Genomic DNA, 21407 nt, shown 5'->3' with positions numbered 1-21407 from the left:
GGGCTCTTCTTCAGTGATCAAAAACGGCCAAGGCCGCTGGGGTCTTGCTCGGGAGGATCTTGCCCTCAGGGGGTACATCACGACCGGCTTGCAGGCCGCCACCCAGGGCGGTCACCAGGTCCGCCTGGGCGGTCAGCCGCGCCGCCTGCACCTGCTGCTGGACCTGTTGCTGGCGAAATAACAGGCTCTGGGCATTCAGCACATTCAGGTAATCGGTGAGGCCGCGCTGGAACGCGATCAGGGCGATGTCGTAAGTCTTCTGAGCCGAGGCCACCGACTCGGCGGCAAACCCCTGCTGCTTGTCCATGGACTCGCGGCGGATCAACTGATCGGAAATGCCCTTGAGGGCGTTGACCAGGGTCTGGTTGTAGTTGGCCACGGCGAGGTCGTAGCCGGCCGCGGCCGCCCCCAGTTCCGCCCGCAGACGCCCGCCGTCGAAGATCGGCAGGCTGATGGCCGGGCCGACGTTGTAAGTGAGTTTCTTGCCGGTGAGGAACTCCAGGGCGCCGCCGCCTGTGGCCATGTAGCCCAGGCTGCCCACCAGGTCGACGTTGGGGTAGAAGCCGGCGTGGGCCACATCGATGCCCCGGGCCTGGGCCGCCACTTGCCAGCGGCTGGCGACCACGTCCGGGCGTTGCCCCAGCAGTTCGGCGGGCAACACCGAGGGCAGTTTCAGGGCGGCGCCTAGGGCCAGGGTCGGTCGTTGCAACTGCGCGCCCTCCCCCGGGCCCTTGCCGGCCAGGGCCGCCAGTTGGTTGCGGGTCAGGGCGATTTCTTCGTCCAGGGCGTCCAGTTGGCGATGGGTTTCCGGCAACGGCGCCTGGGCCTGGCTGACCTCGAAGTGGGTGCCGATACCACCGTCCAGGCGACGCTGGGCCAGGTCAAGAATCTGCTGTTGCTGCTTGAGCGTCGCCAGCACGATATCGCGCTGGGCGAAGTGCAGGGACAACTGGATATAGGCGCGCACCAGGTTATTGGCCAACTCCAAGCGGGCCTGACGGGCCTCGGCGGCGCTCATGTGGGCCAGGTCCACGGCACGCTCGCTGGCGTTGCTTTCCCGGCCCCACAGGTCCAGGGCGTAGCTGAAACCCAGGGCGGCGTTGTTGTCCCACGTGGTGCTGTTGGCCAAGTCGCCCGGGCCGTAGAACGGATCGGTGGGCCAGTTGTGGCGCTTGAGGCTGGCGTCGCCCTGGACCTGCAACGACTCGGCAGCTTCGGCCACTCCGGCCAGGGCCCGGGCCTGACGCACCCGGGCCGCGGCCATGGCCAGGCTCGGGCTGCCCTGCATGGCCAGATCGACCCAACGATTGAGCTGGGGGTCGCCATAGGCTTGCCACCACTGGACGCTGGGCCAGTGGGCATCGCGCTCGGCGCTGTGGATCGCTTCGTCGGTGGCCAGGGTATTGGCAGGCAACAATTGGCCTTGTGGGGCAATACCTCCGGTTCCGATGCAGCCGCTGATTGCTAACGATAAAGCCCAAACACTGAGAGACTTCAGCTCTCTGCTGATGCGACGCGGCACTGCTGCGAATTCCTGAGATCGGGGGGAGGGTATTTCTCTCGTAGGAGCTGGCTGGCCGGCGCAGCGATACGCCAGCTACGCCGCGTTGCGCGGATCGCCGGCAAGCCGGCCCCTACGGATCGGCGCAATTCTAGGGGGCGGCATGCACGGCGATAAGGTGGCATTCCTGTGAATCTTTATTACCGTTAACGCGATAATCCTTTGGTCGAAGCCCTATTCGCCTGTAAAAACAGAAACTTCGTGTCACAATTTGCCACCTCCCCTGAGAGCACTCCATGGACACCCTGCAAAACATGCGCGCCTTCAGTTGCGTCGCCGAAGCCGGCAGCTTCACCGCCGCCGCTGTGCAACTGGACACCACCACGGCCAACGTCTCGCGCGCGGTCTCCAACCTTGAGGCCCACCTGCAAACCCGTCTGCTCAACCGCACGACCCGGCGCATCGCCCTGACCGAAGCCGGCAAGCGCTACCTGCTGCGCTGCGAACAGATCCTGGCCTACGTCGAGGAGGCCGAAGCCGAGGCCAGCGACGCCCACGCCCGGCCCGCCGGCCAGTTGAAAGTCCACACCATGACCGGCATCGGCCAGCACTTTGTGATCGATGCCATCGCCCGCTACCGCAAGACCCACCCGGACGTGACCTTCGACCTGACCCTGGCCAACCGCGTGCCGGACCTGCTGGACGAGGGCTACGACGTGTCCATCGTGCTGGCCAGCGAACTGCCGGACTCGGGCTTTGTTTCCCAGCGCCTGGGCATCACCTACAGCATCGTCTGCGCCTCGCCGGCCTATGTGAAAGCCAACGGCTGCGCGCAAAAACCCAGCGACCTGCTGAACCATGCCTGCCTGCGCCTGGTGAGCCCGGTGATCCCCCTGGAGAAGTGGCTGTTCGACGGCCCGGAAGGCCAGGAGATGGTGACCATCAACAGCTCACCGTTCCTGGTGAACTCGGCGGACGCGATGAAAACCGCGATCACCAGCGGCATGGGCGTCGGCGTATTGCCGGTGTACGCCGCCATCGAAGGGCTGCGTAACGGCACCCTGGTGCGGGTCATGCCCCAGTACCGCTCCCAGGAGCTGAACCTGTACGCCATCTACCCGTCGCGCCAGTACCTGGATGCCAAGATCAAGACCTGGGTCGAATACCTGCGCGGTTCCCTGCCGGAAATCCTCGCCGCACACCAGGCGGAACTGACAGCCCATGAACTGAGCGGCAGCCTGGCTGGCGCCCGCCTGGCCCATTGAGCCGATAGCGCCCCTGCTGGCGCTATAAAAACGCGGTGGAGAATGTTAGCTTGCTTGGCATTCTTCCCGCCTGACGAGCTCTTCCCGCGATGAAAAAGACCGTACTTGCCTTCAGCCGTGTCACGCCCGAAATGATCGAACGCCTGCAACAGGACTTCGAGGTCATCGTGCCCAATCCCAAGCAAGGCGACATCAACGCACAGTTCAATGAAGCCCTGCCCCACGCCCACGGCCTGATCGGCGTGGGTCGCAAGCTCGGTCGCGCCCAACTGGAAAGCGCCGCCAAGCTGGAAGTGGTGTCCAGTGTCTCGGTGGGCTACGACAACTACGACGTGGCCTACTTCAACGAACGCGGGATCATGCTCACCAACACCCCGGACGTGCTCACCGAAAGCACCGCCGACCTGGCCTTCGCCCTGATCATGAGCAGCGCCCGTCGGGTCGCCGAACTGGATGCCTGGACCAAGGCCGGCCAGTGGCAAGCCAGTGTCGGCGCGCCATTGTTCGGCAGCGATGTGCATGGCAAGACCCTGGGCATCGTCGGCATGGGCAACATCGGCGCGGCCGTGGCCCGGCGTGGTCGCCTGGGCTTCAATATGCCGATCCTCTACAGCGGCAACAGCCGCAAGACCGATCTGGAGCAGGAACTGGGGGCGCAGTTCCGCAGCCTCGATCAACTGCTGGCGGAAGCGGATTTTGTCTGCCTTGTGGTGCCGTTGAGTGAGAAGACCAAGCACCTGATCAGCCACCGTGAACTGGCCTTGATGAAGCCCAGCGCGATCCTGGTGAACATTTCCCGCGGCCCGGTGGTGGATGAGCCGGCGCTGATCGACGCCCTGCAGAACAATCGGATCCGCGGCGCCGGCCTGGACGTGTACGAGAAAGAGCCCCTGGCCGAGTCGCCGTTGTTCCAGTTGAAGAACGCCGTGACCCTGCCGCACATCGGCTCTGCCACCCACGAAACCCGCGAAGCCATGGCCAATCGTGCCCTGGCCAACCTGCGCAGCGCCCTGCTGGGCGAGCGCCCGCAAGACCTGGTCAACCCGCAAGTCTGGAAGGGTTAAGCCCGGCGCAGTGCCGGCGATGGCGCCGGCGATGGCGTTCGCGGGAACCTCATCACCGGCAGGCCGGCCCCTAGGATAGGGCGGGCTTGGGCGTCGTCACCAGCGGCGACTTGGGTTTGCGAAACACCAGCACGTTGCCCAGCATCACCAGGACCAGCCCGGCCAGGGCCGGCGCGGTCCATTGGTAGCCTTCGACAAACGCCGAGACGTTCAGCGCCACCACCGGGAACAGCACGGTGCAATAGGCGGCGCGCTCCGGGCCCATGCGCCCGACCAGGGTCAGGTAGGCGGTAAAGCCGATCACCGACCCCGGAATCACCAGGTACAGCAACGAGCCGACGTAACGGGTGTTCCATTCCATCTCAAAGGGAATGCCCTGGAACAGGCAATACACCGACAGCATCACCGCCCCGTACGCCATGCCCCAGGCATTGGTGGTCAATGGCTTGAGCCCGGCTTTCTGCTGCAGGCTCGACAGCATGTTGCCCGCCGAGAAACACAGGGTGCCCAACAGCGCCAGGCCCAGGCCAAGCAAGGTCTGCGGGCTCGCGCGGTGGCTCACCAGCTCGGGCCAGAACAGCAGCCCCAGGCCGAACAGGCCCAAGGCGCCGCCCATCAGCACGTTGCGCGCGATCCGCTGGCCGAAGAACACCCGCGCATTCAGGGCGTTCCACAGGGTGGCCGTGGAGAACACCACCGCCACCAGGCCACTGGGAATCCATTGGCTGGCGTGCAGGAAACACATGAAGTTGATGCAGAACAGGCAGAGGCCCTGGGCCAGGCAGATCAGGTGCCCGCGGCGGTTCATCACCTGCAGCTTGCGGCTGAGCAGCAACATGACGAACAGCACCAGGGCCGCCAGGCCGAAGCGATAGACGATGGATACCGGAATGGCCACCCCCCCCAACTGCAGTTTCAGGGCAATCCAGGTGGTGCCCCAGATCAGGACGGTGAGCAGATAAAGCGAGAGGTTCATGGCGCGACTCCTGTGCAAGGCTCACAGTCTCAGCCCGGGCAGGGGCAACGCGCTTGCGTAAACTTGCGCTTTTGTCGCTTGCCGGGCTGGCAGCCGGGCATTCAGGGAGTAGGATGCCAACGTTGGAGAAACGAACATGCCCGCACTGGATACCCTGCAAGTCTTTCAAGCCCTGAACCGCTCGCCCAATGCTCGCCTGGAGCACAGCGCCGAGCTCGGTGACGGCTTGTCTGCAGCCTTGTGGAGCAACCACCACGACGCCCAGGAATACGAAGCGCCGAGCCATCACACCCTGTCCTGCTACATCGCCGGTGGCACCGAAACCTTTCGCCGTGACCAACCCGGCACCAAGGGGGCCCCGGACAAACTCTGCATCCTGCCGGCCGAACACCAGTCCGCCTGGGTGATCAACGGGCGTATCCGCCTGGCCCATCTGTACTTCAGCCCGGAGCAGTTCGCCCTCGGTTGCGTGGGCCTGCTGGACCGCGAACCACGGGAAATGCAGCTACGTGAAAGCACCTTCTTGGATGACCCGCAACAAGCCCGGCGCTTTCGCCAGCTGATCCAGCTCAACTGGGACGAGCCTGCAGAACGAGTGCTGACCAGCAGCCTGGCCCACGAGATGCTCAGCCACGCGCTGTTGCACCAAGTGGGGCTGCGTCAGGGTTTGCGGCTCAAGGGCGGCTTGGCCGCGCACCAGCGGCGGCAATTGGTGGAGTTCATCGACAGCCAGTTGGCCGAGCCCATCAGCCTCGGGCAATTGGCGGGGTTGTGTGCGTTATCGGAATACCACTTTGCACGGATGTTTCGCGCCAGCTTTGGCCTGCCGCCCCATCAATACGTGCTGGCCCGACGCCTGGCCCAGGCCCGGCACCTGCTGCGCCACACCCGCCTACCGCTGGGCGAAATCGCCCTGGCCTGTGGCTTCGCCAGCGCCAGCCATTTCACCCATCGCTTCCGCCAGGCCCTGGGCGGCACCCCAGGCGATTATCGCCAGGCGTTTTTACGCTGAGGCCCAAGACCTTTGCGCCCACCTTGAGACCGCCATCGCTGGCAAGCCAGCTCCTACAAAAAGCGAGGTGCACATCCTGTAGGAGCCGGCTTGCCGGCGATGGGGGCCGATGCCTTGGCGCTCATCTTGAGACCGCCATCGCTGGCGAGCCAGCTCCTACAAAAAGCAAGGTGCACATCCTGTAGGAGCCGGCTTGCCGGCGATGGGGCCCGAGACCTTGGCGCCAATCTTGAGACCGCCATCGCTGGCGAGCCAGCTCCTACAAAAAGCGGGTGCGCATCCTGTAGGAGCCGGCTTGCCGGCGATGGGCCCGGTGTCTTGGCGCCCATCTTGAGACCGCCATCGCTGGCGAGCCAGCTCCTACAAAGAAGCGAGGTGCGCATCCTGTAGGAGCCGGCTTGCCGGCGATGGGGCCGATGCCTTGGCGCAGGCCGTCAGAATTCCAGGGTGCTGGAGAGGGAGAACTGCCGGGCATCGCCCACGGAGACGAAGTAGGTGCTCGCCGCCGAGGTGTAGTAGGTCTTGTCGAACAGGTTCTTCACGTTGAGCTGGAATTTGACCTTCTGCCCTTCCAACTGAGTGTCGTAGGTGGCAAAGGCATCGGCCACGGTGTAGGCCGGCAGGTCGAAGCTGTTGGGCGCGTCACCAGCGCGTTCGCCAACGCGACGGGCACCGGCACCGACTCGCAGGCGATCACCGCCGATCAGGCTGCCAAAGTCATACACCGCCGACAGCGACGCGGTGTTCTTGGCAACGTTCTGCAGGCGCTTGCCTTTGTACTCGGTGTCCTGGGTAACTTCGGCGTCGGTGTAGGCATAGCTGCCGATCAGGCTCCACTGGTCACTGAGCTGACCGCTGACGTCCAGCTCCAGGCCGCGGGAGCGCACTTCACCGGTCACGCTGGTCACGGTCTCCCCGGCGGTGGCAGTGGACACCAGTACATTGCGCTTGGTGATATCGAACACCGCCGCGCTGGCAGTGACCCGGCCCGGCATATCGAGCTTGGCCCCCAACTCCCAGGACTTGCCCTCTTCCGGCTTGATGCCGCCGTCCAGTACCACGGTACCGCCGGCCAACTGGGCAATGCTGGAGTTGGGTTTGAACGATTCGGTGTAGCTGCCGTAGAACGACAACTGGTCGGTGTAGCGATACACCAGGCCCGCGCGGGGGATGAACTTCTGCCCGTTGGTGTCGGTGTTGACGTGGAATGGACGGCCCTTGCCCGCGTACTGGTCGTACTCCTGGAAGCGCCCGCCGCCCACCAGGATCCACTGGTCGGTGAGGTGGATGGAGTCCTGGAAGAACACCGAGTCACTGCGCAACAGGTCAGTCTGGGCACTGTCGGTGGCACTGACGGTGCTGCCCGCCACTTCCTGGCCATACACCGGGTTGAGGTAGCTGAAGGTGGTCTGGCTGTTCTGCCGGATCAGGTCTGCGCGGTAGATCTTGCGGTACTCATCGTCCAGGCCGAATACCAGGTCGTGACGCATGCCGGCCAGCTCGACCTGGCCTTCCAGGCTCGCGGTGGCAAACCGGTCGGTGGTGATGGCGTCTTGGGTGCCGTCCATCTTGCGCGTCAAGGTGCCGTTGGCTGAATTCACCGCGGTCACCCGCACCTGGCTGGCGTCGTAGGTTTCACGGTTCCAGCTGTAGCCGAAGTGGGCCTTCCAGTTGTCGTTGAGTTGGTGGTCGGCTTCAAAGCGGTACAGGTCCGAACGCCCTTCCATGTTGTTGAACGGCTCGTCCAGGCGCCGGTCGGCAGGGATATCCAACGCATGCTTGGTCTTGGGATCAAATACCGTGCCCCGGTCGAACGGGGTGAGGAATTCCCGGTGTTCATAGGCGAACAGCAGCTTGGTGTCCTCGCCGAACCAGGCCAGGGAAGGCGCGATCAGGGTTTCCCGGTGGGTGCCGAAATTGCGCCAGTAATCCTCGTCTTCATGGTCGAGGATCATGCGGTACGCCAGCCCGGAATCGCCCAGCGCGCCGGTGCTGTCCAGGCCGCCACCGCTGCCGTTCTTGCCAGAACCATAGGTCGAGCCGCGCAGGGTCACGGCGTTGTACTGCTCCAGTTGCGGCTTCTTGCTGACGATATTGACCACGCCGCCCGGGTCCTGGATGCCATACAACAGAGACGCCGGGCCCTTGAGCACTTCCACCCGCTCTGCCGTGGCGTTCAGCGCGCGGCCTTGCATCACCGGCATGCCGTCGCGCATCACCGAGCCGTTACGGTTGTCGCCAAAGCCACGGATCATCACCGCGTCCTGGGTGCCGCCCAGGGTGTTGGTCTGGGTGATGCCGCTGATGTTGTTCAGGGCATCGTCCAGGTTGCGTGGGGTCTGGTCGCGCAGAACCTGGGCCGGGACCACGTTGATGGTCTGGGGGATTTCCTGGATCAAGCCCTGGGAGCGCGCCACCGAGCTGCTGGCCGGCGGCTGGTAGCTGGTGCTTTCGGCGGCGACCGTGGAGGTGATGTTGGTCGCCCCCAGGTTCAACGCGCCCTCGGTGGGCACAGGCTCCAGGGCCAGGGTGCGGGCATCGGTACGGCGGAAGGTCAGGCCGGAGTTGCTCAACAAACGCTGCAGGGCCTGTTCCGCACTCAACTGGCCGCTGATCGCCGGGGCCTTGAGGCCATAAGGCGCTTCATCGGTGTAGACCACGCTCAGGCCGGTGACCCGGCTGAAATCGCTCAGGGCCTGGGGCAAGGGTTTGGCAGCCATGGCGAAGCTGAACAAGGGGCTTTGCTGGGTGCTGCCAGGGTCCGCCGCCAAGGCCACGCTCAAGGGCAACAACGCCCACCCTGAAACCGCCAGCACCGAAACGCCAACCCACCCTTTTACCGCACTGCCTGCCACCGATTTTGCCCTGGACTTCATGCTTGAGACTCGTGTGTAGAAACGTCATGGATGCGAATGAATCGCACTTTCAAGCACTACACGGATCGGCGACGGATTTACCTCACCTTTTTTTGAAAATAATTTTCCACGCCCTCCCCGCACCGGTGTTTGCAGGCCGGGGTTGTCGTCCATCCCTGGCGTCAGCGCAGGATGATCAGGCGATTGAGCACGCTGTGCTGCTCAAACCCCAGGACCCCACGCAAGGAACCCAGGACCGCCAACGGGTCGCGACTGGGGAAACTGCCGCTGACGGTGCGAGCCGCCAATTGCTCGTTGAGCACCAGGATCCGCCCCGGGTAGTAGCGCTGCAGGTCCTGGATGACATCGGCCAGCGGCGCCCGGTAGTAGTTCAGCCAGCCCTGGCGCCAGGCCAGTTGCGCCTCACTGTCCACCGGATGCAGGGGCTGGGCATTGCCCTGGGCATAGGCGACTTGCTGGCCGGCGCTGAGAATCTGTTGCTCGGCACCCTGGCGGGGCGTCACCCCGACCCGGCCCGACAGCACGGTGACCTGGGCCCCGGACGGCTGCAGGCGAACTTCGAACTGAGTCCCCAGGACCCGCGCTTCGCCCTGCTCCGCCATCACCACAAAGGGTTGGCCCGTGTGGGTGACCTGGAAGAACGCCGCCCCTCGGCGCAGCTGGACATGCCGCTCGCCGTGACTGAAATCCACGGCGATGGCGCTGTCGGCGTCCAGGGTCACTTCGGACTGGTCTGCCAGCACCAGCGTGCGCACCTGCCCCGGCGCCGAGACGTAGTCGGCCCCCAGGTCATCGACCCAGCGCGCCGGCTGCCAGCCCGCCGCCACCCCGATCATCAGCACCAGGCAGGCGGCCATCGCCAGTGCCGCCGACCAGCGCCGCCGCGTCTGTCGTGGCGAACGGTCCATGGCCCGCAGGTAGCCTTGCAGGGCGAAGGCGTCTTCATCGGCCAGGGTACGCGCCGGCCCTTCGCTCAACTCCCACAGCACCTGGGCCTGGGCATAGGCTTCGACATGGGCCGGATCGGCCTGCAGCCAGTGGCTGAAGGTGGCCTGGTCACCGCTGCTGGGCTGGTCGTGCAACAGGCTCAGCCAGGCCAGCGCGGCCTGTTCCTGGGCGGGCGTCGGGGTGACGCGGGCAGTGTGGTTCACGGGGCTTTCCCTGGCGGACGGGGGCTTGAGGGCTCTCTCAGGCTGGCCTTGCAGGCCTCAAGGGCGCGCATCATATGTTTTTCCACGGCACTTTGGGACAGGCCCATTGCGCGGGCGATCTCGGCATATTTGCGGCCGTGAATGCGGTTCAGCAGGAAAATCTGTCGGGTGCGCTCCGGCAGGCTGCGCAGGGCCGCCTCGACATGGCGCAAGTCATTGCCGGCCTCCAGCGCGGCCTGCGGCTCGACGCCCTGGTTGTCTTGCTGCTCCGGCAACCAGCCTTCACTGACCCGCACCCGCGCCCCTTCGCTGCGCAAATGGTCGATGGCGATGTTGCCGGCACAACGCAGCAGGTAGGTGCTGAGTTCTTCCACCTGCACCAGGGGCCGACGCCAGAAACGCAAGAACAAGTCCTGCACCAGATCGGCCGCCGTGGCCCGGCAGCCGACGCGACGACTGACCAGGGCCTCCATCTGCGAACGCTGGGACAGGAACACCTGCAGGAAATGCGCGCGGCTGCCCAAAGCCTCGGGACGCTCCAGCTCGGGGTGTTCAGGCGGGGTGGTGAGCATCATCGGCGGACTCGATCAGTGCAACGCAAGGGCAGCGACCGGGCTGGCCAGCAGGCCAAGGCCCGCCATCAGCAACGCCAAGCGCGGACGATAAGGCAGCAACAACACCAGCAACAGGCCACTGAGCATCAGCACCGCGCACCACTGCACCAGGCCCAGCCCCCAACCAGCGGCGTCCACCGCTGCGGCCAATGACAAACTCAGCAGCGCCCAGCCGCCCAGACGCAGCCCCTGGCGCCGGCGCGCCGAGGCCTTGTGCCCGAGCACATCGGCGTGATGCCGGTCCATGGCCAGGCATAACCCGGTAAACCCCGCGTAGCACAACAACAGAGCCAGCAACATTCAGTTCACCTCGCTTTCAAGGGGCATGGGTCGAGCGCGGGCGGCGCGGGGCCGAGCCTCGGCCTGGAGCGAGCCACGACGGTGCATTTTCAGCGCAGCCCACGCCAGGAACAGGCCCGTGCCCAGGCAGGCCAGGTCAAAGCCCAGGCGAACCCCGTCCATCGGCCCGTCCAAGACCCAGCCCAGGTCCGGCGCAGTCAGCACGTCCAGCAGCGGCAGACCGGCGAACAGCAATGCCGCCAGTCCCAATTGCTCGATCCAGGCCCTGGGGCCGCGACGCAGCGCGGCATGCAGCAGGCTCAGGCCCCAGACACTGAAGAAGCCGGTCACTTCCCAACCAGCACGCTCGGCCAGCCCTGCGGGCAGCAGGCGATTGGCCCAGAAATACGCCGCCACGGCCACCACCAAGCCGGCCATACTGGCGATGTTCAACACTTCCACCAACCGCAGCTCGAAGGGCTGCACCCCGCTCTTGGCGTGCTTGAGCTGACGCTTGCCGAGCCAGATCACCAGCCCGGTGCCGATCATCGCGGTGCTCGCCAGCCCACAGATAAAGTACAGCCAGCGCAGCACCGGCCCGGCAAAATGCCCCATGTGCAGGCCGTAGAAACTGCCACCGATGGCCAGGGGCAAGGATTGTCCGGCGCTGACCTTGAGCATCTGCCCGGTCACACCGTTGAACGACACCACACTGCCGAAATCATGCACCACGCGATCAGCGCCACTGCGGAACACATTCACCGAAGCATTGAGATCCCCCGGGTTATTCACCGCGATCCGTTCCGCCCGGCCGCCCGGCCACTGTTGCAGCGCCTGATCGAGCAACGGGGCCAGCGCCACCAAGGTCCCCGGCTGTCCCGCCGCCTTGGGGTTGTTGGTGGCCGGCAGCAGCTCGTTGAAGAAGCTTCGGGGGTTGTTGTCGTAGGCCACCAGGATGCTGGCCGGCATGACCATGGTCATGAAGATCACCAGGCTGCTGTAGGTGATCATCAGGTGGAACGGCAATACCAGCACGCCCACCGCGTTATGCCCGTCGAGCCAGGTGCGCTGGCCCTTGCGGGGGCGGAAGGTGAAGAAGTCCTTGAAGATTTTCTTGTGGGTGATGATGCCGCTGATCAACGCCACGAACATCACCATGGCCGCTGCCGTGGACAGCCAGCGGCCCCAGGGATAGGGCATCTGCAACTGAAAATGAAAGCGGTAGAAAAACTCGCCGCCGCGGGTCTCACGCGCCTGCAGGGCAGCGCCGCTGGCCGGGTCCAGCAGTTGCTCTTCGAAGGCCCCGCGCTGACCGACCTTGGCCGCGTCCTGCCAGCTCACCGATAACGCCGGCTGGCGCTCATTGGGCAGGTTGATAAACCAGCGGGCCGCGTTGGGCGCCCGTTGCTGCAGATAGGCCTGGGCCACCACCAGGTTAGCCTGGGCATCGAGGCCACGGGCCGGTACTTCCGGCTGCATCCAGTGGCTGATCTCATCCTTGAAGTAAGCCAGGCTGCCGGTGAGAAAAATCGCCAGCAGCAACCAGCCGAAGATCAGCCCGCTCCAGGTGTGCAGCCAGGCCATGGATTGGCGAAAACCCTCTTTCATCAGGCCGCGCCCCAATACGCCAGGCCGCTGATCGCCGCCAGGATCAGGCTTGCCAACAGCACACCGCCCCAGGCCTGCCAGGCGCTGCGGCAGGCAAAACAGCCGATCACCGCCAGCAGGTAGAACAGGAACGAGCTCATCATCCCGATGACCACCGCATCAGGCCGGGACACCGGCAGCAGCAAGGTCAGGCACACGCTGCTCAAGGCCGCCAACACGTAGCCGCCCAGCACCGCAGCGAGCACCCGCGAGGTCACCGCCAAGCGATAGGAAACAGGCGTACCGACAGCCTTGCTTTTCATGGTTCGACCTTGACGCGAAAGAGGACGCCCGGCACGGAGCGGCAGGCGACAGGAACAGGGCGACGATATTAATGATAAATATTCTCATACGCAAAAAAGCCTGACGTTAATGCCCAGCCTTCCGTCGGTCCGCCCTGATTGCCGAATGCCATGCCGCTCCCTACAATGCGAACAATTCTTGTTCTCTTAAGCATCTGCATGCTGCCGGAGCGTCTCGCTTGTCCCATTCCCTGACCGTCGAAACCCTCTACAGCGCCCATCACGGCTGGTTGAACAGCTGGCTGCGGCGCAAGCTCGGCTGCCCTGACAGCGCTGCCGACCTGGCCCAGGACACCTTTATGCGGGTGCTGACGGCCCGGGAAACGCCCACCCTCATCGAGCCGCGGGCCTTTCTCACCACCATCGCCAAACGGGTGCTGAGCAACCATTACCGACGCCAGGACCTGGAGCGCGCCTACCTGGAAGCCCTGGCGCAGATGCCGGAGCAAAGCGCGCCGTCCGAAGAAGAACGGGCCATCATCCTGCAAACCCTGATGGAGCTGGACCAGTTGCTCGACGGCCTGCCCCGCCTGGTCAAACGCGCCTTTCTGCTGGCCCAGGTCGATGGCTTGAGCTACGGGGAAATCGCCAAGGAACTGGGCATCTCCATTGCCACCGTCAAACGCCACCTGAACAAGGCAGCCCTGCGCTGCTACTTCGCCCTGTGAACCCTTCACTCAACCCCGGCCCCGGCGGCCCCGCGGACTTTTCCACCCAGGTCGCCGAGCAAGCCGTGCACTGGCTGGTGGAAATGCAGGGCGGCCCGCTCAGCCCGAGCCAGCAACGGGCGTGGCAGCAGTGGCACGACGCCCACAGCGAACACCAGCGGGCCTGGCAGCATATTCAGCGGGTCAATCAACGGCTGCGCGGCTTGTCTTCGCCTTTGGCCCACAGCGCCTTGAACGCGCCCACCTCCAGCAGCCGACGCCAGGCGCTGAAGCTGTTGCTGCTACTGGGCGCCGGCTCCGCGGTCACCTGGGGGATGCGCGAACAAAACCTGTTGCCGCCGCTGCTGGCCGACTACCGCAGCCCCGTGGGACAACGCCGCGATCTGCGCCTGGACGACGGCAGCCGTTTGCAACTCAACACCCGCAGCGCAGTGGATGTGCACTTCGACGGCCAGCAACGGCTGATCCGCCTGCTGGAGGGCGAAATCCTCCTGACCACCGCCCAGGACCGCCGGTCACTGCTGGTGCAAAGCGCGGAAGGCCTGCTGCGGCCCCAGGGCGCACGCCTGAACCTGCGGCAGTTCAACCAACGCAGCGAGCTGGCGGTGTTCGAGGGCAGCGTGAGTGTGAACCCGAACGCGTACAACGGCGCCGCGCTGACGGTGCAGGCCGGGCAGCAGTTGAGTTTCAACGGCAACGCCTGGGGCACCCCGCGACCGCTGGACGCCGGCAGCGGTGCCTGGAGCGACGGCATGCTGGTCGCCGCCCATATGCGCCTGGCGGACTTTCTCCAGGAGCTGGGGCGTTACCGTCGCGGCCAACTCAATTGCGACGCCCGGGTCGCCGACCTGCTGATCTCCGGCAGTTACCCCCTGGATGACAGCGAGCGCATTCTCGACCTGCTGGAGATCAGCCTGCCGGTGAAGGTGCAACGCTTCACCCGCTATTGGGTGACGGTGCAAGCCCGCGCCTGACGGTGTTTTTTTCCAGCAAACATTATTTTCAGCCGACGTGAGCCGTTTTCCAGCCCTCGCGTGACAGAGAAGGAAAGCCACCTTGAATCCTCCTTCTCAGGACCACCCTGCATGCACCAGCAACCGACTCGCCTCACGCCCCTTGCCCGTACCCTGCGCCACCTGCTGCTGGGTGCCAGCCTGAGTGTCGCCAGCCTGCCTTACGCACTGGCCGCCGACACCGCGCAACAGAGCTACCACATCGCCCCCACGGCCCTGGAAAATGCCCTGAACCAATTTGGCCGGGAGGCCGGGGTGCTGATTTCCTTTGGCTCGCAGGTCACCCAAGGCCTGCAAAGCCAGGGCCTGGAAGGACACTACAGCGCAGAAGAAGGTTTGAATGCCCTGCTCAAGGGCACCGGCTTGCAAGCCCGGGCCGAGGGCGACAAGGCTTTCAGCCTGCAACCGGCCAGCACCGACAGCGCCCCGGCGGCGCTGGAGTTGGGGGCTTCCAGCGTGGTCGGCGACTGGCTTGGGGATGCAGCCCAGACCAACGTCTTCGAGCACCCCGGTGCCCGGGACGTGATCCGCCGTGAAGAATTCGAACGCCAGGGCGCCACCCAGGCCCGGGACGTGCTCAACCGCATCCCCGGGGTCAACGCGCCGGAGAACAACGGCACCGGCAGCCACGACATGGCGCTGAACTTCGGCATCCGCGGGCTCAACCCGCGCCTGGCTTCGCGCTCCACGGTGCTGATGGACGGCATTCCGGTGCCCTTCGCCCCTTACGGCCAGCCGCAGTTGTCATTCGCGCCCATCAGCATGGGCAACATGGACGCCGTGGACGTGGTGCGCGGCGGCGGCGCGGTGCGTTATGGCCCGCAGAACGTCGGCGGCATCGTCAACTTCGTGACCCGGGCGATCCCCGATGAACCGACGGTCAAGGGCGGCCTACAGACCGAAACCAGCCCCTCGTCCAGCCATGACGGCTTCAAGACCACCGGCAACCTGCTGGCCGGCGGCACCGCCGACAATGGCCTGGGCGGCGCCCTGCTGTACTCCGGCACCCGCGGTGGCGACTGGCGCGAACACAGCGACACGCAGATCGACGACCTGATTCTCAAGGGCAAATACCAGCTCGACGACGCCAACAGCTTTAACGCCATGGCCCAGTACTACGAGGGTGAGGCCGACATGCCCGGCGGCCTGAGCACGGCGGCGTACAAGGCCGACCCGTATCAATCGACCCGGCCGTTCGACAAGTTCTGGGGCCGCCGCACGATGTTCAATGTCGGCTACCGCTATCAGGAGGATCGCCGGGAGTTCACGGTCAATAGCTTCTTCACCAAGACCCTGCGCAGCGGCTACCTGGACCAGCGCACCGTTATCTCCCTGTCACCGCGCGAATACTGGGTGCGCGGCCTGGAAAGCCGCTTCGCCCAAGGCTTCGACCTCGGTCAGACCAGCCACGAACTGGGCCTGGGCTACCGCTACATCAACGAAGCCGGCCACGAGCAGCGCTTCATCACCCCGATCGCCGCCCAGCAGTTGCCCTCCACCGCCGACACCCGGGACCGCAACACCCGGGGCAGCACCGAAGCCCATGCGATTTTCCTCGACGACCGCATCGACATCGGCCAATGGACTATCACCCCCGGCATTCGCTACGAGATGATCGAATCGGAGCAGACCGACAAGCGCCTCAATGCCCAGTACAAAGGCGACTACAACACCGCCTTGCCAGCGTTGAACGTGCTGTATCACCTCAACGACAGCTGGAACCTGTACGCCAACACCGAAGGCTCGTTCGGCAGCGTGCAATACAGCCAGATGCGCAACCGCGTCGACAAGGGGGAGATCAAGCCGGAAAAAGCCCGCACCTGGGAATTGGGAACCCGCTATGAGCAAGGCGGCCTGCGCGCCGAGATCGGGGCCTTCCTGATCAATTTCGACAATCAGTATGAAAGCAACCAGACCAACGACACGGTGATCGCCCGCGGTGAAACCCGCCATCAAGGCATCGAGAGCAGCATCAACTACGCCCTCGACGGCCTGAGCCCGGCCCTGGCCGGCTTCGATGTGTATGCGACCTACGCCTATGTCGACGCCACCATCCGCGAAGACGGGCCGAACAAGGGCAATCGCGTGCCGTTTTCATCCCGGCATAAAGGCACCCTGGGCCTGGGTTACACCGAAGGTCCGTGGAAGCTCAACCTCGACAGCAGCTACCAAAGCAGCCAGTTCGCTGACAACGCCAATACCTCGACGGAAAACGAACTGGGCAATGTCGGCAACATCCCGGGCTACATGCTGTTCAGCAGCCGTGCGGCCTATGACTTCGGCCCGCAGCTGTCTGACCTGAACGTGGCGGTAGGGGTAAAAAACATCCTCAACCACCAGTACTTCACGCGCTCCTTCGACGACAACAACCGGGGCAAATACGTGGGCGAGCCGCGCACCCTGTACGTGCAAACCTCAGTGGCGTTCTAAGCCCCCATAGGGGGTTGGCTTGGGGGCAACGCGCTGAAAACGCTCGCGCCCTCAAGCCTGGAGCGATAAGCCAGTACCGATAAAAAGCCACACAAACAAAACGGGCCTGCATATGCAGGCCCGTTGTCGTTGGGGAAGGGAATCAGGCGTCAGCTGTTGAGTGCGGCCTGTTCGTTTTCGAGGAATTCTTCTTCCAGCAGAGCGTCTGCTTCAGTGCCGTCACTGCTGGGCACCGCAGCGGCACGTTTGCCACGCAGCTTGCCGAACATGTGTTCCAAAGCGCTTTCCAGTTTGACGGTGGCGCCATCGATAGCCTGTTCCAGGGTATCGGCTTTGTGGGTGACAGAAACCGGCTGATGGCCCTTTGGCCGAGCCTCAAGTTGGCAACGCATATCATCCGGACCTGACTTGCCGCCGTTCTCGTCCCGCAGGTGGACCACCACCCGGGTCAGGTCTTCTTCATAACGTTCGAGCGTGCTTTCAATGGTGCTACGGACCCACTCCTCCAGCCGGATGCTGCTTTGAATATGGTTATCGCTATGGACTTGGATTTGCATAGTTCTTCCCTTATTTCAGCTAGCTCGCAACAAGGCCGCGGTAGCACTTTGGGGTGCTGATTTTGCGACCTCTTGGTTACACAATTGGGCAGGACGAAGAACAATTCAACCCCTAAAAAAAGATAAATATTCATTCGCAAATAAAGCCGGACAACGGCCAAAAGCGCTGTTAATGTCGGGAGTCGACTCGCCTCGCGTCCTCTTCGACTCCTCGACGATCAGCCCTCGACCAAGGGGTGCAGACCGCGAAAAATTTCCGCTTCTTCCACCAGCCAGTCATGCACCGCGCGCACCTGCGGATGGCTTAGCGCGCCCGGTGCATACAGCAGCACATAGCGCTTGTGATTGGGCACCGCCAGGCCGAACGGCACGATCAAGGTGCCGCGCTCCAGCTCGTCGTTGAGCAGGGTGCGACGGGCAATCGCCACACCCATACCGGCGATCGCCGCCTCGATGGTCAAGTGGTTGCGGTTGAAGGTATGGCCCCGCCGCACATCCGCCCCTTCGAAACCGATGGCGTTCAGGTAGAACTCCCACTCTGCGTACTCATAGCTGCCACGCCAGGCCGTGATGTCGTGGAGCAAGGGAAAGTGCGAAAGGTCCGCCGGGCCATGCAAGGGCGGCCGGCCACGCAACAGGCTCGGCGCGCACACCGGAAAAATCTGCTCGTCCAGCAAGGCGGTGGATGACAACCCGGGGTAACTGCCATCGTTAAGGTCGATGGCCAGGTCAAAGTCGCCCTCGTGCAGGGCCAGGCTGCTGTCTTCGGCCACCAGGCGCAGTTGAATGTCCGGAAACCGCTGCTGCAGGCGGGGCAAGCGCGGGGTCAGCCACTTGCCGAGAAAGGACGGAATGGAACGCAGGCGCAGGGTCCCGCTGATCATCCCCGCGTCCAGGCGGCGCAGTTCCGCGTCAATGCTGCCGTAGGCCTCGTTCACCGTCAGCGCCAGGCGCTGGCCTTCGGCACTCAGTTCCACACCCCGGGCACGCCGGTGAAACAGACGAAACCCCAGGCGCTCCTCCAGTTGGCGAATCTGCTGGCTCACGGCCCCGGGGGTGATGTGCAATTCCTCCGCACAACGGGTGAAGGACAGGTGCCGCGCGGCACAGGAAAACACATGCAACCAGACGTAGGTCTGGGCATGAAGCTGACGACTCATCGTTTAGTCCTGCTAAAGGCTGTCTTAGGAAGTTTCGTTGGTCAGTGCCGATTGAGGCGGGCAGTATCGCCGACATTGCGCTTAGCCGACAAAAAATGGCAGCGATTCCTCTTCCGTTTTTCGCAGGCTTTAGCATGGCTATCAGTGTTTTCGATCTCTTCAAAGTTGGCATCGGCCCGTCCAGCTCCCACACCGTGGGCCCGATGCGCGCCGCCGCGACCTTCGTCCAGGGCCTGTTCGAGCAGGGTCTGCACGATCAAGTGCAGCGGGTAGAAGTGCGCCTCTACGGTTCGCTGTCCGCCACCGGCGTCGGCCACGCCACCGACCGCGCCTGCCTGCTCGGCCTGATGGGCGAGTGGCCTGACAGCATCGACCCCAACAGCATCGGCCCGCGTATCCAGCAACTGCAGGACAGCGGCCAACTGTCCCTCGGCGGCCGCTCGACCATCGCCTTCGACTGGCAGCAGGACTTGCTGCTGCTGGATGAAAGCCTGCCTTACCATCCCAACGCCATGACCCTGCGCGCCTTTGCGGCCCACGGGCTGTTATGGGAGCAGACCTACTACTCGGTGGGTGGCGGCTTCATCGTCGAAGCCGGGGAAGTCGAGGGCGGCAGCGCTTCGACGACGGATGTGGCATTGCCCTACGACTTCAACAGCGCCGCTGAACTGCTGGCCCTGTGCAAAACCCACAAGCTGCGGATCTCAGAACTGATGATGGCCAACGAACGGGCCTGGCGCAGCGATGCCGAGATTCGCAGCGGCCTGCTGCACATCTGGTCGGTGATGCGTGATTGCGTGGAACAAGGCCTACTTCATGAGGGTGTATTGCCCGGCGGCCTGAATGTGCCGCGCCGCGCCGCCAAGCTGCACCGCAGCCTGCAAGAGCTGGGCAAGCCCAATGTCATCAGCTCGACGTTGTCGGCCATGGAATGGGTCAACCTGTTCGCCCTGGCGGTGAACGAAGAAAACGCCGCCGGCGGACGCATGGTCACCGCCCCCACCAATGGCGCAGCGGGGATCATTCCGGCGGTGTTGCACTACTACATGAAGTTCAACCCGGAAGCCTGTGACGACGACGTCGTGGCGTTTTTTCTCGGCGCCGCTGCGGTGGGCATCCTGTGCAAGAAAAACGCCTCGATCTCCGGCGCCGAAGTCGGCTGCCAGGGCGAAGTGGGTTCGGCCTGCGCCATGGCAGCTGCCGGCCTGGCCGAAGTGCTGGGAGCCACCCCGGAACAACTGGAAAACGCCGCCGAAATCGGCCTGGAACACAACCTCGGCCTGACTTGCGACCCGGTCGGCGGCCTGGTCCAGGTGCCGTGCATCGAACGCAACGCCATCGCCGCGGTAAAGGCGATCAACGCCACGCAAATGGCCCTGCGCGGCGACGGCCAACATTTTATTTCCCTGGACCGGGTGATCCGCACCATGCGCGACACCGGCGCCGACATGCACGACAAATACAAAGAAACTTCACGGGGCGGCCTGGCCGTGAGCTGGGTGGAGTGCTGAGGAGCCCTCCCTGACCGCCCGTATCCCGTGAGCCCGAGCAAGAATAATAACGAGGCGATACCGATGACCGATGTACGAACACCTGCTGCCGAAAACCCCGCTGTAGACCTGACCCGTACCGCCAGCGCCAGCAAGGGCTGGAGCAAACACGACACCACCTGGATGCTGGGCCTGTACGGCACCGCCATCGGCGCCGGCACCCTGTTCCTGCCGATCAATGCCGGTGTCGGCGGCTTCTGGCCGCTGATCGTACTGGCCTTGCTGGCCTTCCCCATGACCTTCTTCGCCCACCGCGGCCTGACCCGCTTCGTGCTTTCGGGACGCTCCGGGGACATCACCGAAGTGGTGGAAGAGCATTTCGGCATCGGCGCTGGCAAGCTGATCACCCTGCTCTACTTCTTCGCCATCTTCCCAATCCTGCTGGTCTACAGCGTGGCCCTGACCAACACCCTGAGCAGCTTCATGGAGCACCAGCTGCACATCGCCCCGCCACCCCGGGCGATCCTCTCACTGCTGCTGATCCTCGGCCTGATGGCCATCGTGCGCTGCGGCCAAGGCGTAATCGTCAAGGCCATGAGCGTGCTGGTCTACCCCTTCGTCGCCGCCCTGTTGCTGCTGGCTTTGAGCCTGATTCCCAACTGGAACGGCGCCTTCTTCGCCTCCGCCGGCGAGGGCATGTCCCTGCCGCTGTTCTTCAAGACCCTGTGGCTGGCGATTCCGGTGATGGTGTTTTCCTTCAACCACTCGCCGATCATCTCGGCCTTCGCCGTCGACCAGAAACGCCAGTACGGCGCCCAAGCGGAAAGTAAAAGCAGCGGCATCCTCGCCGTGGCCCACAGCATGATGGTGCTGACCGTGATGTTCTTCTGCTTCAGTTGCGTGCTGAGCCTGTCGCCCGCCGACCTGGCCGCGGCCAAGGCGCAGAACATCTCGATCCTGTCGTACCTGGCCAACCACTTCCAGACGCCGGTGATTGCCTACGCTGCACCGCTGATCGCCCTGGTGGCCATCACAAAATCCTTCCTCGGCCACTACATCGGGGCCAGCGAAGGCTTCCAGGGGCTGATCGTCAAAAGCCTGCGCAGCCGTGGTCGGGTGGCCTCGAACAAAACCCTGGAGCGGCTGACTGCGTTGTTCATGGTCCTGACCTGCTGGGCGGTGGCCACCTTCAACCCGAGCATCCTCGGCATGATCGAAACCCTGGGCGGCCCAGTGATCGCGTGCCTGCTGTTCCTGATGCCGATGTACGCAATCCGCCGCGTGCCATCGCTGCGCCAGTATTCGGGCCAGCTGTCGAACCTGTTCGTGGTACTGATCGGCCTGATCGCACTGTCTGCGATCATTTTCTCGTGCGTGCCCTGAAACGGGCAGGGATAAAAAA

Annotated in this window: 18 protein-coding genes; 8 read left to right on the top strand and 10 right to left on the bottom strand. The window is 64.1% G+C overall.

Annotated features, from left to right (window positions below):
* Positions 1-10: 10 nt before the first annotated feature.
* A complete protein-coding gene (locus M1B35_RS25660; RefSeq protein WP_268263444.1) occupies positions 11-1522 on the bottom strand; it encodes an efflux transporter outer membrane subunit in 1512 nt (503 codons plus the stop codon).
* A 275-nt stretch (positions 1523-1797) separates the two neighbouring features.
* Here M1B35_RS25660 and M1B35_RS25655 point away from each other — a divergent pair, with 275 nt between their 5' ends.
* Both M1B35_RS25655 and M1B35_RS25650 read left to right on the top strand, forming a co-directional pair.
* A complete protein-coding gene (locus M1B35_RS25655) occupies positions 1798-2766 on the top strand; it encodes a LysR family transcriptional regulator (RefSeq protein ID WP_268263443.1) in 969 nt (322 codons plus the stop codon).
* Between the two features lie 89 nt (positions 2767-2855).
* Positions 2856-3830, top strand: a complete 975-nt coding sequence (locus tag M1B35_RS25650; protein WP_268263442.1) for a 2-hydroxyacid dehydrogenase — start codon at positions 2856-2858, stop codon at positions 3828-3830.
* A gap of 70 nt (positions 3831-3900) precedes the next feature.
* Here the strand turns inward: M1B35_RS25650 and M1B35_RS25645 are convergent, their stop codons facing one another.
* The gene (locus tag M1B35_RS25645; RefSeq protein ID WP_268263441.1) at positions 3901-4806 is read right to left on the bottom strand and encodes a DMT family transporter; all 906 of its coding nucleotides are present in this window, start codon (positions 4804-4806) and stop codon (positions 3901-3903) included.
* 136 nt (positions 4807-4942) lie between these two features.
* On the opposite strand from M1B35_RS25645, the gene M1B35_RS25640 reads away from it, so the two are divergent.
* Complete coding sequence (locus tag M1B35_RS25640; RefSeq protein ID WP_123336998.1) at positions 4943-5818, top strand: helix-turn-helix domain-containing protein; 876 nt, start codon at positions 4943-4945, stop codon at positions 5816-5818.
* Positions 5819-6252: 434 nt separating this feature from the next.
* Here M1B35_RS25640 and M1B35_RS25635 read toward each other — a convergent pair whose 3' ends face one another.
* The 6 genes from M1B35_RS25635 to M1B35_RS25610 form a co-directional block, all read right to left on the bottom strand.
* Positions 6253-8694 (bottom strand): TonB-dependent siderophore receptor, encoded by a 2442-nt coding sequence (locus tag M1B35_RS25635; RefSeq protein ID WP_268263440.1) that lies wholly within the window; start codon positions 8692-8694, stop codon positions 6253-6255.
* A gap of 161 nt (positions 8695-8855) precedes the next feature.
* Positions 8856-9845, bottom strand: coding sequence for a FecR family protein (locus tag M1B35_RS25630; protein WP_268263439.1), 990 nt, complete (start codon positions 9843-9845; stop codon positions 8856-8858).
* Positions 9842-10417, bottom strand: a complete 576-nt coding sequence (locus tag M1B35_RS25625) for an RNA polymerase sigma factor (protein ID WP_185039441.1) — start codon at positions 10415-10417, stop codon at positions 9842-9844. The genes M1B35_RS25630 and M1B35_RS25625 overlap by 4 nt, the downstream gene beginning before the upstream one ends.
* A 15-nt stretch (positions 10418-10432) precedes the next feature.
* Positions 10433-10759 (bottom strand): DUF3325 domain-containing protein, encoded by a 327-nt coding sequence (locus tag M1B35_RS25620; RefSeq protein WP_123337006.1) that lies wholly within the window; start codon positions 10757-10759, stop codon positions 10433-10435.
* A complete protein-coding gene (locus tag M1B35_RS25615) occupies positions 10760-12346 on the bottom strand; it encodes a PepSY-associated TM helix domain-containing protein (protein ID WP_268263438.1) in 1587 nt (528 codons plus the stop codon).
* Positions 12346-12648: a DUF3649 domain-containing protein gene (locus M1B35_RS25610; RefSeq protein ID WP_123337007.1), complete on the bottom strand. Its 303-nt coding sequence runs from the start codon at positions 12646-12648 to the stop codon at positions 12346-12348. The genes M1B35_RS25615 and M1B35_RS25610 overlap by 1 nt, the downstream gene beginning before the upstream one ends.
* Positions 12649-12866: 218 nt before the next feature.
* Between M1B35_RS25610 and M1B35_RS25605 the strand changes: the two genes are divergently transcribed.
* The 3 genes from M1B35_RS25605 to fecA all read left to right on the top strand — a co-directional run bounded on the left by M1B35_RS25605 (position 12867) and on the right by fecA (position 16798).
* Positions 12867-13355 (top strand): sigma-70 family RNA polymerase sigma factor, encoded by a 489-nt coding sequence (locus M1B35_RS25605; RefSeq protein ID WP_123337009.1) that lies wholly within the window; start codon positions 12867-12869, stop codon positions 13353-13355.
* 83 nt (positions 13356-13438) lie between these two features.
* The gene (locus M1B35_RS25600) at positions 13439-14329 is read left to right on the top strand and encodes a FecR domain-containing protein (protein WP_425273450.1); all 891 of its coding nucleotides are present in this window, start codon (positions 13439-13441) and stop codon (positions 14327-14329) included.
* Positions 14330-14440: 111 nt separating this feature from the next.
* Entirely contained in the window at positions 14441-16798 is a 2358-nt protein-coding gene (gene fecA, locus M1B35_RS25595) for a TonB-dependent Fe(3+) dicitrate receptor FecA (RefSeq protein WP_123337011.1), read from the top strand.
* A 149-nt stretch (positions 16799-16947) separates the two neighbouring features.
* Here fecA and M1B35_RS25590 read toward each other — a convergent pair whose 3' ends face one another.
* The gene (locus tag M1B35_RS25590; RefSeq protein WP_268263436.1) at positions 16948-17355 is read right to left on the bottom strand and encodes an HPF/RaiA family ribosome-associated protein; all 408 of its coding nucleotides are present in this window, start codon (positions 17353-17355) and stop codon (positions 16948-16950) included.
* A 218-nt stretch (positions 17356-17573) separates the two neighbouring features.
* Complete coding sequence (locus tag M1B35_RS25585; RefSeq protein ID WP_123337015.1) at positions 17574-18515, bottom strand: LysR substrate-binding domain-containing protein; 942 nt, start codon at positions 18513-18515, stop codon at positions 17574-17576.
* A gap of 134 nt (positions 18516-18649) precedes the next feature.
* Between M1B35_RS25585 and M1B35_RS25580 the strand changes: the two genes are divergently transcribed.
* Together M1B35_RS25580 and M1B35_RS25575 are read left to right on the top strand one after the other, a co-directional pair.
* Positions 18650-20026, top strand: a complete 1377-nt coding sequence (locus tag M1B35_RS25580; protein WP_268263435.1) for an L-serine ammonia-lyase — start codon at positions 18650-18652, stop codon at positions 20024-20026.
* 63 nt (positions 20027-20089) lie between these two features.
* A complete protein-coding gene (locus M1B35_RS25575) occupies positions 20090-21388 on the top strand; it encodes a serine/threonine transporter (RefSeq protein ID WP_268263434.1) in 1299 nt (432 codons plus the stop codon).
* The last annotated feature ends 19 nt before the right edge of the window (positions 21389-21407 follow it).

The organism is Pseudomonas morbosilactucae, assembly GCF_023241665.1.
Taxonomy (GTDB): domain Bacteria; phylum Pseudomonadota; class Gammaproteobacteria; order Pseudomonadales; family Pseudomonadaceae; genus Aquipseudomonas; species Aquipseudomonas morbosilactucae.
This window is presented reverse-complemented; position numbering and strand designations above follow the sequence as displayed.

Bases quoted from the DNA above. Each gene is read 5' to 3' on its own strand.
- M1B35_RS25655 (WP_268263443.1), top strand. From the start codon at position 1,798: ATGGACACCCTGCAAAACATGCGCGCCTTCAGTTGCGTCGCCGAAGCC.
- M1B35_RS25650 (WP_268263442.1), top strand. From the start codon at position 2,856: ATGAAAAAGACCGTACTTGCCTTCAGCCGTGTCACGCCCGAAATGATC.
- M1B35_RS25645 (WP_268263441.1), bottom strand. From the start codon at position 4,806: ATGAACCTCTCGCTTTATCTGCTCACCGTCCTGATCTGGGGCACCACC.
- M1B35_RS25640 (WP_123336998.1), top strand. From the start codon at position 4,943: ATGCCCGCACTGGATACCCTGCAAGTCTTTCAAGCCCTGAACCGCTCG.
- M1B35_RS25635 (WP_268263440.1), bottom strand. From the start codon at position 8,694: ATGAAGTCCAGGGCAAAATCGGTGGCAGGCAGTGCGGTAAAAGGGTGG.
- M1B35_RS25625 (WP_185039441.1), bottom strand. From the start codon at position 10,417: ATGCTCACCACCCCGCCTGAACACCCCGAGCTGGAGCGTCCCGAGGCT.
- M1B35_RS25620 (WP_123337006.1), bottom strand. From the start codon at position 10,759: ATGTTGCTGGCTCTGTTGTTGTGCTACGCGGGGTTTACCGGGTTATGC.
- M1B35_RS25615 (WP_268263438.1), bottom strand. From the start codon at position 12,346: ATGAAAGAGGGTTTTCGCCAATCCATGGCCTGGCTGCACACCTGGAGC.
- M1B35_RS25610 (WP_123337007.1), bottom strand. From the start codon at position 12,648: ATGAAAAGCAAGGCTGTCGGTACGCCTGTTTCCTATCGCTTGGCGGTG.
- M1B35_RS25600 (WP_425273450.1), top strand. From the start codon at position 13,439: ATGCAGGGCGGCCCGCTCAGCCCGAGCCAGCAACGGGCGTGGCAGCAG.
- fecA (WP_123337011.1), top strand. From the start codon at position 14,441: ATGCACCAGCAACCGACTCGCCTCACGCCCCTTGCCCGTACCCTGCGC.
- M1B35_RS25590 (WP_268263436.1), bottom strand. From the start codon at position 17,355: ATGCAAATCCAAGTCCATAGCGATAACCATATTCAAAGCAGCATCCGG.
- M1B35_RS25585 (WP_123337015.1), bottom strand. From the start codon at position 18,515: ATGAGTCGTCAGCTTCATGCCCAGACCTACGTCTGGTTGCATGTGTTT.
- M1B35_RS25580 (WP_268263435.1), top strand. From the start codon at position 18,650: ATGGCTATCAGTGTTTTCGATCTCTTCAAAGTTGGCATCGGCCCGTCC.
- M1B35_RS25575 (WP_268263434.1), top strand. From the start codon at position 20,090: ATGACCGATGTACGAACACCTGCTGCCGAAAACCCCGCTGTAGACCTG.